The sequence below is a fragment of the Vibrio sp. Isolate34 genome, from assembly GCF_022397915.1.
GTDB lineage: Bacteria > Pseudomonadota > Gammaproteobacteria > Enterobacterales > Vibrionaceae > Vibrio.
Genome location: NZ_JAKEUO010000007.1, coordinates 1 through 19437 on the forward strand (window position 1 = coordinate 1; position 19437 = coordinate 19437).

Genomic DNA, 19437 nt, shown 5'->3' on the forward strand with positions numbered 1-19437 from the left:
ATTTAATCTTTGGTCAAAGAAAGGGATTTTAGATAGTCTTTTCAAAAGCTTATCTAGTATGGCTGATTTTGAATGGGTATTTCTTGATGGCTCTATAGTTAGAGCGCATCAGCATAGTACAGGTGCAGCGACTGAAAGCTCAGAGCAAATAGGAAAAAGTCGCGGGGGCAACTCAACCAAAATTCACTTAGCCGTGGATAGTGGTGGCCTGCCGATTTGCTTTGATTTATCAGAGGGACAACGCCACGATATAGTGCATGCCGAAAGCTTAGTTGAGCAACTCGATGAAGTTAATACCATCGTTTGTGATAAAGGATATGACAGCGAACCTTTCCGTACTTTTGTTAAGGAGTGTGGCGGAGAAACGGTAATTGCCAAACGCAATTATGGACAAGATATAGACAAAGRCAGTATGGATTGGTGTCTATACAAGTATCGTCACTTGGTCGAAAATGCCTTTGGGAGAATTAAGCATTATCGAGCTATTTCAAGTAGATATGACAAGCTAGAAAGGAATTATGCCAGCATGTTATCGCTGGCATTCATGTTAATGTGGCTACCGATGTATTGTTGAACACGAAATGTACAGCAAAGATCAACACGCCCTAGTACTTTGTCACCTATATGTCTCTATTCTTTCCCTTAGGGGTTTAATTCCATTTTATAGTGAGCTTAACTCAGAAAGGTATTAGCTTAGAAAGGTACCGCGACACGCTGTACATATTGGATTTCAATCGAGCCTTGATATTCAAACATTTCCACCGAAGCACTTAAGTGTTTGGCTGCAGCACCCGAAGGGCTTTCTGTTGGAACGGTTGCTTCAAGTGACTTGATTGGCACCTTGAAACCTAACATGTCGTAGTTTTCATCAAACCATTGCCAGCTCACATTGGTGTTAGGGCAGCTGTCGATTACATTGGGTTGCGTTACCACAATGTGAGGGTCGTTGAGTTTGTTTTCGAGTGTTAACCATCGCTTACTGTCATCTAGCGCAACAATAATAGGGTAGTTGTTCGATCCTATGGTTAACTGATAAACACCAGATTCCGGCTTGATAAACATTTCACTGGTTTCAATCTCTTGATATTCGACATCAGAATTGAGCTGCCCATCGATAACCACTTTACCCTCTGGTGAAACCAAAGAGATGCGCTGTGTTTGATCTTCTGCCGCTTTATTCAACTGCTCCGCTGACACTTTAATCTGATAGCCTTGTGACGAAAGGCCGTGGTGTTTAATAAAGCTGAGTTGGATGTGATTGTTGGGTGCAGAGCTTTGTTCAAGAGTCGTTCCACATTGAGTTCGACTCAGTATTTCTTGTTTAACGGGCAACCAAAGTTGGCTATCAAGTGTCTTCTGATTCAGCGCGATTTGTAGCTCCTGCCACGCGACTTGTGGTTGGTCATCAAGCAGCGATTGATAGGTGTGTTGCAATGGCGTATCAGAAAACCAAGCCGCATTACACGCAAAGGGCAATGCGCAGAACAGTGCTATTAGCGAGCTTAGTTTCATTGTGATTCTCCTGCCAACCGATAGCCAACGCCTCGGTGTGTTTCTAGGTGAAGTGTGGGCAGCTTCTGACGCAAGCGCAGTATGTGATTGTCCACGGTTCTGGTGCTTGGGAAGGCTTGGTAACCCCAAATTTTATTGAGTAACTCACCTCGGTGAAACACACGCCCTTGGTTCTGAACAAACAAAACCAATAGCTGAAACTCTTTAGGTTTGAGTGCAACAGGGTTGTCATTCAGATAAGCGATTCGTTCCGACAAGTTGATCTGGATATTGGCGTAGTTCAAGTGGCTAACACCTAATGGGCGTAGCTGAGTGATCACCCGAGCAAGCAACTCTTCATTTGAAAATGGTTTAGTCACGTAATCTTTAGCGCCTGCCATCAAGCCTTCGACACGTTGTTGAACTTCCACTTTCGCGGTTAACACAATCACAGGCAAAGCTTTGAGCAGTAACCAATTTGGAAGGTGTTGTAAGCTGTCGCCGTCTTCGAGTTGTCGATCAAGTACCACAAGGTCGGCACGCAACCACTGCTTGCTGGCACTCTTTGCATCTTGTGCCCAAATGCAGTGGTAACCATTGGACTCAAAGAAGCTGACGAGGCCTTGCCCAAGCAGTTGGTCGTCTTCAATCAGCAATAGGGTGTTCATAAGCGACTTCCAAAATACATCGGGTTGGGTTACGGAAAATGATGAGACGGCCATTGGCTTGTTTCATCAAGTGTTCGACAATCGTTAGGCCAATGCCCATGTTATCTTGTTTGTGTGCTTCAGTCGGTGTTACTCGGGACATCAGTCGTTGAACTAAGGAAGGGAAGTGCCCCTCATCTTGCACTTCTATCGTCAGCTTATCGGCAAGTGTGACCTTAACTAAAACCTTACCTTGACCGTGTTGCTTGGCATTCTTGATCAAATTATCAAGGCAAATGGTCAGCCAGTAATACGGTAGATTAAGTTCGACTTCGCTTGCTTCACATTGATACTCAATATTGTGCTTGTCGCAGACATGGTCTAGCCATTCTTCCAATGATGCTTTTTGCTTTAGCAGGGGCTCTGGCTGATCGGAACTTAGGTAAACTTTGCTGTTTTGAGTGAGCTGAGAAAGCCTTTGATAGTCGGAGAATAAGCGCCAAACAGCTCCTTGAGTGTCATCGGGGAAATCATCGTAGCGGTTTCTGAACATTTCGACGGTTAAGCCAAGGCTCGTGATTGGTGTGCGAAGTTCATGAGTGAGAAGTTGCAATACGAACTGTTTCTCTTTGCGCTCTTTCCTACGTAGATATATGGCACGAGTTAATACGCAAAGTAGCGTGAAGAGTAGTGCGAGAGTCACAAGTTTCATGACAAGTCTGTCGTTGCTCGACTCGCTCAGGCACAGGTTACTGTAACGAAAAGAACAGTTTTCACCCGACAAGGTCACTTCTTGTTGCTCGGCGATAGGCTGCCAAACTTCAGATGGAATCGCTTTCCAGCCTTGCTCGCCACTTAACCAAAGCACATCACCTTGTTGCCAAGCGCGGTATCCATTAAGTAGCGCCTCTTTCCCTTCTGTCGTTAAGGCTTCTAGCTTAGTAGATAAAGGGTGCAGGGGATTGCTGATGCTCAGAAAGGGATGAATTTGCTCACTGTTCTCTGGGTAATACGCTACATAACGATCAGCAAAACTGCCACCAGCAGGGTGTCGTTTTGAGTGTGCCGCAAACCAGATTGAATCCAACGCTTGTTGCTGACACAAAGCCAGTTCGAATTCGATGGCATCGTTCAAAGCAGGGTTGGTGTTTTCAATCGCTCTGCAGCTATCTTGAATTGTTGCTAGCGCAGCGATCTCTTCCCAACTGAATCTTTTGAAATCCGGGTAGCGGGTGCTTTCCTTAAGAAGAACTTTTGGATACTGAGCTAATTCTTGTTGAGAGACAGAGATAGGAGACGACTGCCAACTGAGTTGATACAGGGTTTGCCACTTGTCTTGCAAACTTTGGGCATTGGCTAGCGTTGGGAGCCAAAGGGTCAAACAAAGGGCTAATGTCAGCCTGCGCATCCAGTCATTCTCGTTAAAAGTCATTAGGGCGAGTCTAAAGAGTTTTGGCTGAGATTTGTAACCTGAATGTCAACAAGTGTCCTTTCAATATAAAATTGTGAAGCTGAGTCATGAAATAAATCATAAGCCTGAATTGAACATGCTTTGATAGAAGAAGACTAAAATACAGAAAGTATCATTTATTTGGTTTAAATTTGATTATTGTGTACTTACTGTTATTTTTGGGAAGGTGGAACCGAATATACTGGGTTCAAACCTAATAAGAGGAATCACCATGAAAACAATCATCAAATCAGTATTGGCAATAAGTATCTTGGCTGCAGGTTCAGTTCAGGCATTTGAACTCACGAGCAATGATATTCAAGAAGGTCACCCTATGGCGAAGACGTTTGAATACTCTAGCTGGGGCTGTGACGGCGATAACTTATCACCTCAGTTGATGTGGAAAAACGCGCCAACAGGCACTAAAAGCTTTGCAATTACAGCTTACGACCCGGATGCACCAACCGAAAGCGGTTTCTGGCACTGGGTGGCGTTTGATATCCCAGCAAGTGTAAATGAACTTCCACGTGCGGCTGATATTTCAAAGCTAGGCGGTAAAGAAGGTCGTATTGATTACGGAACAGTTGGTTTTGGTGGCGCTTGTCCTCCAGAAAAAGATGGTATGCACCGTTATCAATTCACCGTTTGGGCATTACCAACCGATAAGCTTAATTTAGACGAAAATACGCCGTCTGCTGTGATCGGTTTTACGCTCAACAGCATGGCGTTAGATAAAGCGAGACTGACAGCGACTTACACTCGTTAGTTGGTTAATAAAGCAATAAGCTATTGTTGCTACAAGAAATATAACTACAAGAAATACAACCAAACAAGGGGATGGGATGAATCATCAATATCAAGTGACAGTCTTTCGCGCCGAGCAATTACAGAAGCTGCGCAATGTGAGGATTCTATCCCCTAGTATCATTCAGATAATTACAGGCAGTAAGCGCCTGTTTTGGAAAGAGTCAGCAGCCGAACTTACGCACTCAGAGCTGTTGTTGTGTGAAGCATCGGCATCATTGAGTTTTGAGAACATGCCTCACAAAGGACGTTTCCTTTCGCGTGTGTTCAGTTTTCAATTTCAGCCAACTCAAGCGATGCTCGATTTAAGTGAACAGCGAGCCGATGAGTTGGAATTACCGACCATAGAAGCTGACCGGAGTTTGCAAGATTCGTTGAACGCGTTGTTTACATTTGATCGTCAAAGCATGAGTGCAGCAACCCAGCAATTTTGGTTGCAAGGCTTGTATCAGCAACTGGCGGAGAAGGGCGTATTACATCGACTGTTTATTAGCTCAAACGTTTCGTTTAGCCAAAAGCTCAGCCACTATCTTTCCCATTCTCCAGACGAGAAACACCCGTTAGAGTCGGTAGCAGAACGCTTTGCGATGAGTCGTACCACGTTGATTCGTAAGCTCAAGCTTGAAGGCATGCAATATCGTGAGGTGCTAGCGGAAGTGCGCTTAAGCCACGCACTGTATCTGATGCAGAATGGCCAACAGAATGTAGTGATGTTGGCTCAGTCTTGTGGTTATCAATCTGAAGGGCGTTTTAGCCAACGCTTTAAAGGTAAGTTTGGTTTATCGCCGAGTGAATACATTAAGACAGTTGCGAGTGATAGAGTCGCAACGCCTTAACCATACTTCTATTGTTTAATAATTCTTCTACTGATTAAACGCTGACCTTTGTATCTCTTGCTGCGAGTGCGGCAAAAATCGTACATGCGAAGGCAGCGCCAGCAATCAATAGAATCGGAACGCTCCAAGAGCCGGTTTGTGAATGGAGTTTACCCACCAAAGTCGGGCCAGTCGCCGCTAGGGCATAACCAATGCCTTGAGCCATACCAGACAACGAAGCCGCTTGGCTACTGCTTGATGTACGCAAGCCCACAAAAGAAAGCGCGATAATAAACGTAGAACAGTTGGCTAAACCAAAGAGTCCTACCCAAAATATTGCAAAATCAGGCAAGTACAGCAGGCCAATCAATCCAATACACACACTCGAAGTACACAAGGTAATCAGCCAGCGTTGGTTATTGCTCTTACCTAAGAACGGCAGTAACAGTAGCCCTGGAACCATGGTTGAAAACTGTAGGAATCCGTAAATATAACCCGCATCGATCTCGCTGTAGCCAAGATCGTTCAAAATCTGTGGTAACCAACCCGCCAAAGAGTAAAAAGTGAATGAGTTAAGCCCAAGTGCCAACGTTACTTGCCACGCGACACCACTCTTAATCATCTTTTTCATCGGCACCGGATTTTCTTCGTTCTGCTTAGTGCTTTTAGAAGAAGAACGCTTGGTGATTTTAGGGAGCCAAATAATTAATACCAATATCGGAAATACGAGGTTCATTAATAGCGCTAACTGCCAACCTGTCAATGTGAACAAGGTCAGTTCTGAAAATGGCACCATCAAACTAGAGCCTAACGTCGAACCGATACCCATCGTAAAAATATACAAAGAGGTCACCGTCGCGATGCGTGTCGGGAAGCTGATTTTGACCACAACAGGAAGCAACACATTACCTATTGCGATACCAAGCCCGATCATCACGGTGCCGATGTATAAAGTCGGAATTGCTCCAAAAGAACGTAGCGTGATACCTGTGGTAATCAAGACCAAAGCCAACAATAAGCTAGGTTCAAGCCCAATTCGCTGAGATATTTTGGTAACGAGCGGCGAGAACAGGGCGAAGGTTAACAGTGGTAAAGCCGTTAAGAATCCAGCAGCAGAAGAATTAAGGCTGAGCCCTTCCATAACCTGAGAAAGCACCGGAGCCAAGCTCGTAAACGGCCCACGAAGGTTAAGTGATAGGAATAGAATCCCTAACATGACGAAAATGCTGTTACGAAGTGAGGCGCTCATAGGTTGTTCTACTGTTTGCTTATGAGAAGACAGGCTAGCCTACAGATCATTGAATGATTACACAAATACCGTTTAAATAGGGCTACTAATGATTGAACCTGCGCAGTACGCGCGTTACCAGAGAAGGTCACCCATGACTGTATTGAATGTCGACAAGCTAATCTCAGACTTCCCATTGCTTCAACGATTAATGGCTCTCGACGAAGTGACTTGGTTTAACCCAAATATCACAACGCTAGAGCAGGGTTTGCCTTATGTGGGTTTGGGCGATAAAGACATTCACGATGCAAGCCTGCGATTACAAAGGTTTGCCCCTTATCTGGCAAAGGCTTTCCCTGAAACTCAAATCACCAATGGCATTATTGAGTCTGAGCTTATTGATATCCCAGCGATGAAATCAGTATTGGAAGCGCATTATCAGCAGTCTATCAAAGGGCGCTTGATGATGAAAAAAGACAGTCACTTACCGATTTCAGGGTCAATCAAAGCGCGTGGCGGTATTTATGAAGTGTTAACCCACGCCGAGAAGTTAGCGTTTGAAGCTGGATTACTGAGTGAGAGCGATGATTACAGCAAGCTACTAGAGCCTGAGTTTCGTGAGTTTTTCCAACAGTACAGCATTGCCGTAGGGTCGACAGGCAACCTTGGCATGTCCATCGGTATTATGAGTGCCAAGCTTTGCTTTACGGTATCGGTTCACATGTCTGCTGATGCGAGAGCGTGGAAGAAGAACAAACTGCGCGAGCATGGCGTCAATGTCGTTGAGTACGAACAAGATTACGGTGTAGCGGTAGAGCAAGGTCGTAAAGAAGCAGAGCAAGATCCCCGTTGTTTCTTCATTGATGATGAGAACTCTCAAACCTTGTTTCTTGGTTATTCTGTGGCGGGAGAAAGACTTAAACAACAATTCGAACAACAACAGATCGTCGTAGACAAAGAGCACCCGTTGTTCGTTTACTTGCCATGTGGTGTTGGTGGTGGCCCCGGTGGCGTGGCATTTGGCTTAAAGATGGCCTTTGGTGATGATGTGCACTGCATTTTTGCTGAGCCGACCCATTCGCCTTGTATGCTGCTCGGTGTCCACACCGGTTTACATGACGAAATTGCAGTGCAAGATCTGGGTATTGATAACCTAACAGCAGCAGATGGCCTAGCCGTTGGTCGTGCTTCCGGTTTTGTTGGGCGAGCGATGGAACGCTTATTGGATGGTTATTACACGTTAACCGACGAGCGTATGTATCAACTGTTAAGTGAATTGAATCAAGCCGAAGGTATTCAGTTAGAGCCTTCGGCACTGGCTGGTATGCCCGGCGCAGTGCATGTTGAACACAACCGAGAATATCTGGAGAGGTTAGGCATAACTAAATCTACCTTAACTAACGCGACTCATCTTGTTTGGGCGACAGGTGGAGGTATGGTTCCAGAGCAAGAAATGGCAGCGTATTTAGCGAAGTATTCGTTATAAATTGAATATAAAGCGGGTGCTAGTGGCTGTTTTACCCGCTTTAATGGAACAATAACTTGCGCAGATCGTTACCTCTTTCCTAAGTTTGCTTAGTTGCTGCCAACCTTCACTCAAGGTTTCGGTACGTTAGTTTTATTACCTACCAATAAAAGGGTTGTCGTTAACCTATATTGTTGGTAGGTTTTAATAATGAAATTTACTTCTGCTTCAACTTCAATTTTCTTCTGGTGGTGCTCTATCTAGAGCAGCACGGAATACTCACATTCTTTAGCTGCTGGAAGGTAGTTAAGAATGTCACCAAGAATGTCGTCTCTTTTTATCTCCAGTAGCTTTTATTACTTGGAGATACCCCATGAAAACACCTCAAAACACGAACAAACCGGAAATCATTCTGACTGGCGACCGAGCTACCGGTCCGTTACATCTAGGTCACTATGTTGGTTCACTTCAGCAGCGTACTTCGTTACAGCATATTCACGACCAAACGATATTGGTTGCCGACATGCAAGGGCTTACCGACAACGCTCATAATCCTGCCAAGGTTTCGTCTAACATTCTTAATGTGGTGGCTGATTATCTAGCGGTCGGGATCGACCCAACAAAAACCACGATTTGTCTTCAATCACAGTTACCAGCACTGGCTGAACTCACCATGTTCTACAGCAACCTTGTTTCTATTGCTCGTTTGGAACGCAATCCAACCGTTAAAAGTGAGATTCAAAACAAGGAGTTTGGTCGCTCAATTCCAGCTGGTTTTCTGACTTATCCGATTTCACAAGCGGCTGATATAACGGCGTTCAACGCCACCTTGATTCCAGTGGGTGACGACCAGTTGCCAATGCTAGAACAGACCAATGAGATCGTGAGAAAAGTTAACTCGCTCGCAGGCAAGCCAATCTTAAATGAGTGTAAACCCTTGCTGAGCAATGCCTCTCGTCTTCCGAGTACCGATGGCAAAAGTAAGATGTCTAAATCAATGGGCCACGCTATTAACCTTGGCGCGACCGAGAAAGAGATTCGTACCGCAGTGAAATCCATGTATACCGACCCAAATCATCTGCGAATCGAAGATCCTGGCCAAGTAGAAGGGAATATCGTGTTTACCTATCTTGATGCTTTCCATACTGACGCTCACTACGTCAATGAACTAAAAGATCACTATCGCAGAGGCGGGTTAGGCGATGGCCAAACTAAAAAGGTATTGGAGGAGTGTCTACAAGAGATGATTCGCCCGATAAGAGCGCATAGAGCCGAACTGTTGGATGACAAAGCGCAACTCATCGATATCTTGCGCCAAGGCACGCAGCTATCGAGAGAAAGAACAGAAACCGTGTTGTTTGATGTTAAAGAAGTATTTGGCCTGAACATCTTGTAAGTCTTCTGATTTAAGTAACAAGGGAGCGTAATCGGCGCTCTCTTTAATCACTAAAGTGAGAAGTAGGGCTGCTTGCCTGTCTTGTGTTAACACGTCCAACATTGGAGTATGTGGCTAAGGCTAAGGCTAAGGCTAAGGCTAAGGCTAATTCGGCATTCAGCGCGCAATATTCAGTCACGACGACACAAGGATGATTAATTTGGAAATCAGTCATTTAGATCACTTGGTACTAACCGTTAAAGATATAGAGATAACGGTAGATTTCTATCAGCGCGTCTTGGGTATGAAGTCTATCCAATTCGGAGAAGGTCGCGTGGCGTTATCATTTGGTAATCAAAAGATAAACCTTCACCAGTTAGGTAATGAGTTCGAACCAAAAGCAAAGCGCGTGCAAGCGGGAAGTGCTGACCTTTGTTTTATTACCAATACACCCATGGCTGAGGTAATCGAACATATCAAAGCGAACGAAATAGAGATAGAAGAAGGGCCTGTGCCGCGAACAGGTGCGACGGGTAAAATTGTCTCTGTTTATGTTCGAGATCCTGATGGTAATCTGATTGAGGTTTCTAACTATTAGGACCTAGCTTTAAACATCATTTCAGCTTTATCTTTCGAAACAATAAACCGCGCTCTTAAGCAACTTGGTGGTGGATGTAGAGAGATAAATAAATTACAATCGAACAATGTTTTATTAATTCGAGCCTTATTCCCATGGTGCGAAACCTAATCACATTCATCGTAAGTCTGTTTTTCTTAACGGCTTGTTCTACAACGAGTAACGAGCAGATCGATGAGAAGGCGTTGAGCAACGAAGACGCTCTGTCGAAAAGTGTCGAGAAGGATACGAACCTAAATGGTGTTTCGGACTCTAGTGATGAGACCTTAGTTCAAGATACTAGTGCCAACGTTAAAGCAGAAGCAGAAACTGTTTCAGAAGCGGTCGAAGAGTCTGAAGCACACTCATCTCAAGTAACAGCGAAACAAGATGAAGTCGAGACCGACAATGAAAAAGGGCTGGGAAGTTACCTATTGCTCAACAACGAGCCGACTAAGAAAGTCATCAAATCACTCGAGGGAGTAACAGACACCTTGAACGTTCTGACCTTTGGAATATTTGCAACAGGCCACGGTTAATCGAATAGCTCTCACTGAGTACATCCAATCATTAGAGAAGGCGAGCCATATGGTTCGCCTTTTTATTTCAGATGCTTATCCATCGTTATATTTTAACTCATAGCCAATAAGCCCATTAGCTTGCGTCAGGAGACAGTCAATAAAGCAGGTATTTGTTTGTTCTGGAATGGGCACGCCGTATTTACGCTGTTCGACTTGTTATATGCATCGAGTGTTTTAATACTCCTCCCAAAGTAAGCAACGAAATCTAATCTTACAAAGACAGTGTCTGATATTCACTCGAGAGCATAGTAGTATGTCTGGCGTGAAATCCGTTATTTAGGTTTAGTTATCAATATTCTAGGGAAGAGATATGAAGAATAAGAGTGCATTTTTAAGCGTCGCGATGGTTATGTTGGCGGCTCACGCAAACGCTTCTTACGCGAGCCATGAGTCTGTAGCAGACAGTGTCATCACCGAACAAAGAGCGAACCTGTCTGACAACACGCAAGGAAAAGGTTTTGGCCCACAAGCGCCACGCGATTTAGGCTCAGCCGAAGGAACAAACGCTCGATTGTTTTCGGATGCGCCAGATTCAACAGCCATGAACCTATGTAATATCCACTTCCATAAGAACGCAGAACACAAAGGTGGCGAGTTTACCCAATACGCTGGTAACGGCGATGGTAAGGGCTTCCAAAGTGGCTTTAAATACACGGGTAAGTTGAGTGATGCAGAGCTTAAACCATTTGAGGGTGAGGTTTGTCCAAGCGAACATGGCTCTTTGCATTCGGGCGACACCATAGAAGTGCATTACGTGTACTCAACGGCACAAGTAGAACCAGGTGAAACGCTTGGTGCTTGTTTCAACGATGCGATTACCAATCCGCAACTGCGTGTTGAGACCCAAGTTTATGTGTTAGTGAATGACGACAAAGCACTCGACTTCGAAGCATTGGCTAAGCACTCAAAAGTGAATGGTTTGCACCAAGCAACCAACATTCCACAAGATACTGGCTCAGCGATTCAATACGCGGGTTCAACAACGGGTCCAGGTTATAACGAGCAAGGTTCACCTTTCCAAGTCACATGGAGCGTTCGTCCACAAGTAGCGAAAGTAAACATCGCGACAGTGGGGAACTGGTGTGAAGGCAATGACTTTAATGAAGACCACGCTCACGGTGTGAGAAACTTGGTGGTTAACCCTGAGTTGTTGTCACCAATGGCGAACTAATCTTGTTACCTTGATTGGTACTCATTATTTTGCAGAGGCGAGCCACTAGGTTCGCCTTTTTGTTTGACCAAATCTTTTGTTGGCGACGTGCTTAATTATAAATTTGGTAAACCTCTAGCTCTATCTATTCTCTCAATCTGTTTCTCTCTCTTTCTTTCTTCTGCGGTTCCAACTCAACGACCGATGTGACTGCGCTCTCTGATCGATGATCTCTGATCTCATATGTTCGTACACTTCACATTTGGATGAGTTTCGTCCGTCATATCGAATTGTTGGTATTTCAAAATCGTCCATACAATGACCCCATCGCAAAGAAACAAACCAACTTACTTAGATAAATAGAGGTCATTATGAACACTTCAACACTTACTACTAAAGCTCAATTCGAAAACGGCACAATGTTTGAGACTGGTGAGGAAATGCTTTACGTTCTTCAGCTTAACGGCAGCTGGTATGAAATGGGCAAGCAGTACGGAAACCTGTCAAAAGAGCACATGCAAGCGATGTACGACGTTATTGTTCAGCCTGAGTTTGATAAAGGATTAATCAGTCAAAAAGAAGCGTTTGAATTGTTTGGCACTCGCGTTTTCGCAGCACTTTCTTTACGTCGTAAGCAATACTTCCAAGGTGTCGCTGATGGTCTGGGCTGGCCTCTGGAAAAAGTCATCGTGCTAGACCAAAGCGGTCCAATGGCGATTTACCTTGGAAAGTTACACTCGTTCTCTGGTTGTTCTTCGTTAGCAACTTGGGGCGAAAGTACGGTTGATGGTCATTCGGTTATTGGTCGTAATATGGACTGGAGTGATGTGTTCCTAGACTTTCCAATCTATACCACTGTTTATAATCCAACAGACGGTTCAAACGGATTAGTGAATGTGAGCTGGCCAGGTTGGCAGTGGATGGTTACTGGCTTTAACGACAAGGGGGTGTATACCGATCTGCATGACGGTACATCAATGGGCGGTAATATCGTATCGCTAGAGAAGCCATCTTTCCTAAATTCAGTTGTCGATTACATGGTGGAGTCTGATTCGATCGAAGCTCTTAGTTCACGCTTTCAAGCGTCACGTACCGATATTGCATCGATCTGGATGTTAGCGGATAAAAGCGGCCAAGCTTGCGCTTACGAGAATACAATCCAAGAAAACAGAAAGCGTATCAGCGATAAAGATGCTAGCTCGTTCGCGACGGTCAACACGTTCTTAAACCCAGATTGGGGTTTAGGTATTCGTGAAACTCAAAGCTTTTCACTTAAACGTTTTGATAACTTAAACGCACGCCATCAAGACCTGTGCGGTCACATTGACGCTGAAGCAATGCGTAACATCTTTGATTTACCATTGTATAACGAAGATGGTAGTTTCAAAGAAAATGGCGGTGTGACTAAGCCAACCAACCAAGATGTCGACTTAACCAACTACCAAGTCGTCGCTGACTTAAATGAGCTGCAAATGTGGGTGAAATTGCCTGCGCTTGGCAGTGATACCAACTGGGCTCATATTGATGTAAAGTCTTTGTTTAACAACAATTAACCTATGAGTGCTCAGATATTGATTCAAATGTAGATGAATACAAGCTAATTCTAAGCGCCTATATGATTGCGAATTTAAAAAAGGTGACCTTTGCGGGTCACCTTTTTTGGTTAGTCTCTAAAACTTGAGCTGATGGAAATCTAAACTCGTACGTTTAATTAGATGGGTTTTGCAATGAAATAAAGCGCTCAACGTAGGCATCTGTTGCTGCCATGATCGACTTTTTGATTTCCATAATCTGCTTAGAATGTGGGTTCCAAAGCGCGAACGAGAATTTCATTCCCATTTTCAATTGGTCTAACTCCAATGCTTCCAAACTTTCAGTTACATAGGGTGACTCTGACAACACCTTAGGTAACCATGCCCAACCGAGCTCGTCCTGAACCAGCTTTATAACTAAGGCAAGCTGATCAACTTCTTCATGGATCGCCGATACCAAGAGCTTGTCTTTGAGCCCTTCATCTTTAAATGCACTCAAAATAAACTGACGTGTGCTGCGCAAAGCGGTTAATGCTTCTGTCGGTGAAAGCTGGGAGAGTTTGCCTCCTTTTTTGACGAACGGCAAAAACTCGATATGGCCAATAAAGGTCGAGTCTTTACTGTACATTCCTTTGCCTTTGTCGATCATCACTAAGCCAAAGTGAATATCGCCACTTGCCAGCCCTTGTTCAATCTGACTCTTTGACCTGACTAGAAAGTTGACCTTCATATTCGGAAAGTCTTGGTCGAGTTGAGCTCGTATCGAAGAGAGTAGGCGATGTGGGGTCATACTAGGGTAGGCAAAATTGATGCTTTCTAGCCCACCGTAAGAAAGGCTTAACGCAATGTTATCGAAGATGCGAGATTGCTCAATCGCGGACTTAGCATAGTGGTAAAGAAGTTTGCCGTCTTCAGTAGGCTCCACCGTACGGCCTATGCGCTCGAATAACTCAACAGCTAACACATCTTCAAGGTTATTGATAACTTGGCCTGTGGTTGTGCGGTGCTTGTTTAATCGGGCTGCTGCTTTGCTGAATGAACGTTCTTCGTAAACGGTCACAAAGGAGAGTAACTGTTCAATACTAAAATTCATAGGCTGTACTCAATCATTAGGGCATTACATAAACCTATCAGATATTTGCAGGGTTAGGTAATTCATATGTCCAACTATGATGTGCGTAATGCGTAGGATTCAACACTTCGTCGTATCTTTTATTTGGATGTGTTTCATCCGTCCTAGTGGACTTTTAGATAGATCAGTTCCATTCAATAATGTCGGTGTACGGAAACGAGAGCCAACGGCTCGCTTATTCATAGGAGAGTGATAACTTAACTTACACTGGTATATATAATGATTAACCGAAATAAACTTTCTTTATCTATTCTTTCAATTGTAGCGACAACGCCTTTGTTCGCAGCGCATTTATTCGCAGAAGACGCTGAACCTAACCCGTCAGACTTAACGGAAACGAGTACCTCTGCGTACTTTGGTATGAGTAACCAAGGCGCTGTAAAGGGCTCAATATCTGGAGATTTTCATTTTGATAATGGGCAAACAGGCATGCTTACCGTCGAAGGAACAATGACTAAAGAGGGTAAGTATTCTGACAGTCGAGTCCAATATTTTCATGTTTTTTCAACAGAGAACAAAATTGTTCCAAGAGCGGCTTTATCGGTCGACGTTATTGATAACTCAATGTTTACTTCTGCATCTTTGGGCGGAGTCGCTGCGATTGATACCGGGGTTAAAGGGCTGCAGCTATTCCCACGCTTAGGCGTATTAGCGGGTGAATATTCTGATGCATCAATGTTGTCGTTTCACGCCGATAACAAAGAAGCGTTCGGCGGGTCAGCTGCTTTCTATATGATGTATCAATTGGGTGAAGATGGTACTTATATCGGGGCATGGCCGGAGTACAATTATTTAAACGGTGATATTGAAACGTCGATGCTTAAATCAACATTAATGATCGCAACGCCTTTCTCTAATGATAAAACTCGATGGGGTCAACTGAGAGTCGATAACACCACAGGTTATATGCAGTCCGAAATTCGTTCGATTGATATAGACGATACGGTTGTTTGGGCTAACTACAAATTCTATTTCTAACTTTTAATGTATAACCGGAAAGGCAGCGTTAACAACGCTGCCTTTTTAGTTGTTGGCGTGTTCAATTAAGTAGATGGATCGCAAGCCTTCCTGCCTACCATAAGAAAGTTAAATAATTAAAAAATACTGCCACCGAGGTAAGCCGCATTGAGGTGTGGGTTCTTAATTATATCAAAGAGTTAATTGTGCTTGATGAAGTTTGGATGAGTTTAGTCCGTCTTAAGTGATTTATTAGACTGACAAAGCTCATCAATAATGTGAGTCAAAGAGGCGGACAACGCTGACTTAATTTACTTACCTTTGGAGTCAACATCATGAACAAGCAAATCAAAGCTACTCAAATCAAACGTACGACCCTAGCAATGTTAGTGGCAATGTCACCAAGTGTCTTCGCTTACGATTTAGTGATTATGAATGGTCGAGTTATGGATCCTGAAACAGGGTATGACCAAGTTACTAATGTAGCCGTTGAAGATGGAAAGATCGTTGCTATCACTGGTGATGCTATTGAAGGCGATAAAATGATTGATGCTGAAGGTCTGGTTGTTGCACCTGGCTTTATTGATACTCACTCACACGTTGTAGCGATTCCTGTGATGCAAAAGCTGCATCTGCGTAGTGGTGTAACCACTCCATTGGCGCTAGAAGTTGGTGCTTATCCTGTGAGTGATTGGTATCAAAGGCTAGAAGGTCGTTCACAAACGAACTTTGGTGCAAGCGTTTCATCTGCTGGCATTCGAACCAAAGTTTTTAATGATGATTACCACACTCGCACGGGCACAATGATCAACGATATTTTTGATAGCCAAGAAACAAAAGCATCGCAGATTAGCTCTGATGCACTGACTGAGGTTGCATCAAGGCAGCAGATTGAAGTGATTTCTAAAATGGTCGACAAAGAGTTAAAAGATGGCGGTTTAGGCATCGGTGTTCCAGTTGGTTACATGTCTAAAGCTGCAACGACTATCGAAACTAAAGAGTGGCAAAGACTTGCGGGTGAATACGGTGTTCCAACCTTTTTACACGGTCGATTCTCAAGCCAACTTCCACCAACATCGGGCTTAATTGGTATTGAAGAGATGCTATCTGGAGTGGGCATTTATGGTGGTGGCTTGTTAGTTCAACACTTACATCAGCAAACGCTCAATGAAACACCGGTTGCACTTAAGATGCTAGACGATGCAAAAGTAAAAGGCATGAACGTCGCGGCAGAGATCTACCCATATAACTACGGCGCAACCATTGCAGCGGCAGACTACCTAGAGCCAACAAACTACCAGCGTAATATGGCACGAGACTACTCAGACATTATTGAAACAGAAACAATGAAGCCCCTAACCAAAGAGCGATATGAGCAATTGCTAAAAGAGGACCCTCAAGCGAGTGTTATGTTCTACGGTGCAACGGATCAAGATCTTAAAAACGCGCTCGCTCATGAGTCAACAATCGTCGGTAGTGATGCTTTTCCACTGATGAAAGAGAACGGAATGATGGCTTACAGCTGGAATACGTCTTATGAAGGTCTACAAGGACACCCAAGAGCCGCAGGTACTCAAGCACGAGTATTGAAAATGGTTCGTGAAGACAACCTAATGCCATTAATGGCTGCGGTTTCTAAAATGTCTTACATGCCGGCTAAATTTCTTCAAGACAATGGTATCAATCAAATGAGTAAAAAGGGTCGTATTCAAGTGGGCGCTGACGCTGATATAACGATGTTTGATCCAGAAACGGTAACGGATAACTCGACACTTAAAGAACCAGGTTTGCCATCAACAGGTATCCCGTATGTTGTGGTTAACGGTACAGTCGTCGTAGAAGACTCTAAAGTGCTGCCCAATGTTTACCCGGGCAAAGCGGTTCGTAATAGCGTTACTAAATAAATCTACCGAAACAAACTGTCATAAAAGCAGATGTGCGAATTTTGATTTCATGTCTGCTTTTTTATCGCCAAATTAGCATCTAAAGGGTAATCAAATGTTCCTAACAACCGCGGAACTCATAAATACGATCTCTGTTCTTGGTACGGCGGCTTTCGCTTTGTCTGCGGTATTGGCCGCGAGTGAAAAAAAGACGGATATTTTCACGGTGGCGGTATTGGGTGTAATTACGGCAGTAGGGGGAGGTAGCACACGTGATGTATTGCTCGGTGTGACCGTGTTTTGGTCAGAGGAACTATATTATGTTTGGATCGCGGTTGTGAGTAGTTTAATGGGTTTTATCTGTGTTTCGTTTTTGAAGAAGCGATGGTTTCATACGATTAACCTTTACGTCGATGCTATTGCTATCGCCATGTTTGCGATTCAAGGGACCGAAAAAGCATGGAGCTTAGGTTTCGGGCTACCACTCGGTCCAATCATGTTGGGTATTATTACCGCCGTGGGGGGAGGCGTTATTAGGGACGTATTGATTCAACGTCCAACCTTACTGTTATCAAAGGAGCTTTATGCTATTCCTGTGGCGTTAGGGTGTACATTACATGCCACAACTCTGGCGTTGTTGCCACAGTACACAGATGTAAGTGCGATCGTTTCTATTGCCTCCGTGATTTACATACGTCACCTAGCAATCAGTAAAACAATCGCCGTTCCTAACTGGGCAACACTGAAGCCTATGTAAGAGGTGTCCCTGACAATACTATCATCCCCAATGATCTCTTTACTCTAGTTAAAACTCCATGATACGTTCGTGACCAATCATGTTGGGTTATAAGTAAGGACAAGCCAATGTCATTAGAAGGCGCAGTTACATTCTTTATTGCCATGTTTATATTTGGCATTACTCCGGGGCCCGGTGTATTTGCGATTTTGGCTCGTGGTATGGTCGATGGATGGCGAAAGTGCATCTCGCTTTCTGTGGGAATGATATGCAGTGATCTGATTTATCTTGCGCTCGCCTGTTTTGGTCTAGCGACGATTGCTGAGAACTGGTCATTGGCCTTTGAGGTGATTCGCTACGTTGGTGCCGCTTATCTGATTTACTTGGGCTACAAGATGTTTAAGAGCCTACCTGAAGTGCAAGGTTCGGCGGAGCTCGCAGCAAAACAAAGTCAGAAATCAGAACTCGCCAGTTTCGCGCAAGGCTTTTTGATCTCAGCATCAAATCCGAAAGTGATTTTGTTCTATATTTCATTCTTACCGACGTTCATTGACCTGACGGTTTTGCAGTCACAAGATATCATATTGGTTTCTGTTTTAGCGGCTGTTGCTCTGATGTCTGGTTTAATGCTCATTGCAATGGGTGCGGGCAGAATGGCAAGTTTACTTAAAACGCCACGCGCTCATAAAAGATTAAACCAAAGTGCAGGTGGAATAATGATTGCGGCTGGCTCATATTTGGCGATAAATCGATAAACACGATTCTTTAAACAAGAAGGCGAACCGATGGGGTCGCCTTTTTCGTATGGATTTACGCTTTGTTAGTAAATCTAAGCGTCTACAAAAATCACTTCACCAGTAAGGAAGCCATCGACTGAGCGCTCGAATGCTTTGCCGACTAACTTGCTTGGTACGGGCTCAAAACCTGGCATCATTTCACCGTAAACATCCCACGCTTCAGCGAGCACGGTCGGGTTGATGACATTGATGCGTGTGTTTCTTGGCATCTCATACGCGACACATTTTACAAAAGTATCAATCGCGCCGCTGGTGGTCGCATCTGCAATCGCGAAAGGGATTGGCTTAACATTCAAAATACCGCTAATCAGTGTAAACGAACCACCATCAGCTATGTACTTTTGGCCGATACGAACAAGATTAATCTGTCCCATCATTTTGCTCATTACCGTGGTCATCCATTGTTCTTCTGTCATATCTGCAAAAGTGTTGTATTCGCAAAGGCCGACGGTGTTAACAACCGCATCAAAGTGTCCCACGTTCTTGTAAAGCGCAATGTTGTGGTGTCTGCTCCGTGTTTCTCCATCGTACCCATGTATCTAAATACCACTGACTCAATTGCCTTCTTACCATCAAGAGCGATAGAAGGCTTGAATTTGGTGACAATCCCAATGGAACAATCACCAGAGAGTTTCGATGTGATAGCCGCATGGCACCCTAGATACAACGATGATCCGCTACAAAAATGGGTCACATCTTTGTTGGAAGTTGAATAGTTAGGAACAAGAAGTCGTTTCAGTCGATCATTGAATCATGCGTGGGCTCAAAGAAATGGATC

The 19437-nt window shown here is 44.2% G+C and carries 18 protein-coding genes and 2 pseudogenes; 14 read left to right on the forward strand and 6 right to left on the reverse strand.

The genetic code is table 11. From position 1 onward, the window contains the following. Positions 1–574: IS5 family transposase (locus tag L1D22_RS09390; protein WP_239829559.1), on the forward strand; the 574-nt coding region annotated here is incomplete at its 5' end. A gap of 119 nt (positions 575–693) precedes the next feature. On the opposite strand, the gene L1D22_RS09395 is transcribed toward L1D22_RS09390, so the two are convergent. Genes L1D22_RS09395 through L1D22_RS09405 form a run of 3 tightly spaced genes read right to left on the reverse strand, consistent with a single transcriptional unit; the run spans position 694 to position 3546 of the window. Continuing rightward, positions 694–1512 carry a DUF2861 family protein gene (locus L1D22_RS09395; protein ID WP_239829560.1) on the reverse strand — a complete coding sequence of 273 codons (819 nt, stop codon included), beginning with the start codon at positions 1510–1512 and terminating at the stop codon, positions 694–696. After that, positions 1509–2159, reverse strand: coding sequence for a response regulator transcription factor (locus L1D22_RS09400; protein WP_239829561.1), 651 nt, complete (start codon positions 2157–2159; stop codon positions 1509–1511). Before L1D22_RS09400 ends, L1D22_RS09395 begins: the two co-directional genes overlap by 4 nt. Beyond that, positions 2137–3546 carry a DUF3404 domain-containing protein gene (locus tag L1D22_RS09405; protein WP_239829707.1) on the reverse strand — a complete coding sequence of 470 codons (1410 nt, stop codon included), beginning with the start codon at positions 3544–3546 and terminating at the stop codon, positions 2137–2139. Before L1D22_RS09405 ends, L1D22_RS09400 begins: the two co-directional genes overlap by 23 nt. A gap of 274 nt (positions 3547–3820) precedes the next feature. On the opposite strand from L1D22_RS09405, the gene L1D22_RS09410 reads away from it, so the two are divergent. Further along, entirely contained in the window at positions 3821–4354 is a 534-nt protein-coding gene (locus tag L1D22_RS09410) for a YbhB/YbcL family Raf kinase inhibitor-like protein (RefSeq protein WP_239829562.1), read from the forward strand. Positions 4355–4430: 76 nt separating this feature from the next. Beyond that, on the forward strand, positions 4431–5228 hold the full coding sequence (locus L1D22_RS09415) for a helix-turn-helix transcriptional regulator (protein ID WP_239829563.1): 798 nt from the start codon (positions 4431–4433) through the stop codon (positions 5226–5228). A 34-nt stretch (positions 5229–5262) separates the two neighbouring features. Here L1D22_RS09415 and L1D22_RS09420 read toward each other — a convergent pair whose 3' ends face one another. Next, the gene (locus L1D22_RS09420; RefSeq protein WP_239829564.1) at positions 5263–6456 is read right to left on the reverse strand and encodes an MFS transporter; all 1194 of its coding nucleotides are present in this window, start codon (positions 6454–6456) and stop codon (positions 5263–5265) included. A 133-nt stretch (positions 6457–6589) separates the two neighbouring features. Here L1D22_RS09420 and L1D22_RS09425 point away from each other — a divergent pair, with 133 nt between their 5' ends. From L1D22_RS09425 to L1D22_RS09450, 6 genes are all read left to right on the forward strand, one after another. Beyond that, the gene (locus L1D22_RS09425) at positions 6590–7921 is read left to right on the forward strand and encodes a D-serine ammonia-lyase (RefSeq protein ID WP_239829565.1); all 1332 of its coding nucleotides are present in this window, start codon (positions 6590–6592) and stop codon (positions 7919–7921) included. Between the two features lie 352 nt (positions 7922–8273). Next, on the forward strand, positions 8274–9296 hold the full coding sequence (gene trpS / locus L1D22_RS09430; protein WP_239829566.1) for a tryptophan--tRNA ligase: 1023 nt from the start codon (positions 8274–8276) through the stop codon (positions 9294–9296). A gap of 199 nt (positions 9297–9495) precedes the next feature. Further along, positions 9496–9873: a VOC family protein gene (locus tag L1D22_RS09435; protein ID WP_239829567.1), complete on the forward strand. Its 378-nt coding sequence runs from the start codon at positions 9496–9498 to the stop codon at positions 9871–9873. Between the two features lie 134 nt (positions 9874–10007). Beyond that, complete coding sequence (locus L1D22_RS09440; protein WP_239829568.1) at positions 10008–10430, forward strand: hypothetical protein; 423 nt, start codon at positions 10008–10010, stop codon at positions 10428–10430. A 352-nt stretch (positions 10431–10782) separates the two neighbouring features. Continuing rightward, positions 10783–11643, forward strand: a complete 861-nt coding sequence (locus L1D22_RS09445) for a delta-class carbonic anhydrase (RefSeq protein WP_239829569.1) — start codon at positions 10783–10785, stop codon at positions 11641–11643. Positions 11644–11993: 350 nt separating this feature from the next. After that, entirely contained in the window at positions 11994–13175 is a 1182-nt protein-coding gene (locus L1D22_RS09450) for a C45 family peptidase (RefSeq protein WP_239829570.1), read from the forward strand. A 154-nt stretch (positions 13176–13329) separates the two neighbouring features. Here the strand turns inward: L1D22_RS09450 and L1D22_RS09455 are convergent, their stop codons facing one another. After that, a complete protein-coding gene (locus tag L1D22_RS09455; protein ID WP_239829571.1) occupies positions 13330–14247 on the reverse strand; it encodes a LysR family transcriptional regulator in 918 nt (305 codons plus the stop codon). Between the two features lie 258 nt (positions 14248–14505). Here L1D22_RS09455 and L1D22_RS09460 point away from each other — a divergent pair, with 258 nt between their 5' ends. From L1D22_RS09460 to L1D22_RS09475, 4 genes are all read left to right on the forward strand, one after another. Next, positions 14506–15264: a hypothetical protein gene (locus L1D22_RS09460; protein ID WP_239829572.1), complete on the forward strand. Its 759-nt coding sequence runs from the start codon at positions 14506–14508 to the stop codon at positions 15262–15264. Positions 15265–15578: 314 nt separating this feature from the next. After that, positions 15579–17147 (forward strand): amidohydrolase family protein, encoded by a 1569-nt coding sequence (locus L1D22_RS09465; RefSeq protein WP_239829573.1) that lies wholly within the window; start codon positions 15579–15581, stop codon positions 17145–17147. Between the two features lie 94 nt (positions 17148–17241). Next, complete coding sequence (locus L1D22_RS09470) at positions 17242–17883, forward strand: trimeric intracellular cation channel family protein (RefSeq protein WP_239829574.1); 642 nt, start codon at positions 17242–17244, stop codon at positions 17881–17883. 107 nt (positions 17884–17990) lie between these two features. Then, on the forward strand, positions 17991–18617 hold the full coding sequence (locus L1D22_RS09475) for a LysE family translocator (RefSeq protein WP_239829575.1): 627 nt from the start codon (positions 17991–17993) through the stop codon (positions 18615–18617). Positions 18618–18691: 74 nt separating this feature from the next. Here L1D22_RS09475 and L1D22_RS09480 read toward each other — a convergent pair. Then, positions 18692–19153, reverse strand: a pseudogene (locus L1D22_RS09480) (short chain dehydrogenase); the annotation flags it as partial. Between L1D22_RS09480 and L1D22_RS09485 the strand changes: the two are divergent. Next, positions 19145–19375 (forward strand): annotated as a pseudogene (locus L1D22_RS09485) (LysR family transcriptional regulator); the annotation flags it as partial. The pseudogenes L1D22_RS09480 and L1D22_RS09485 overlap by 9 nt on opposite strands. Positions 19376–19437: the final 62 nt, after the last annotated feature.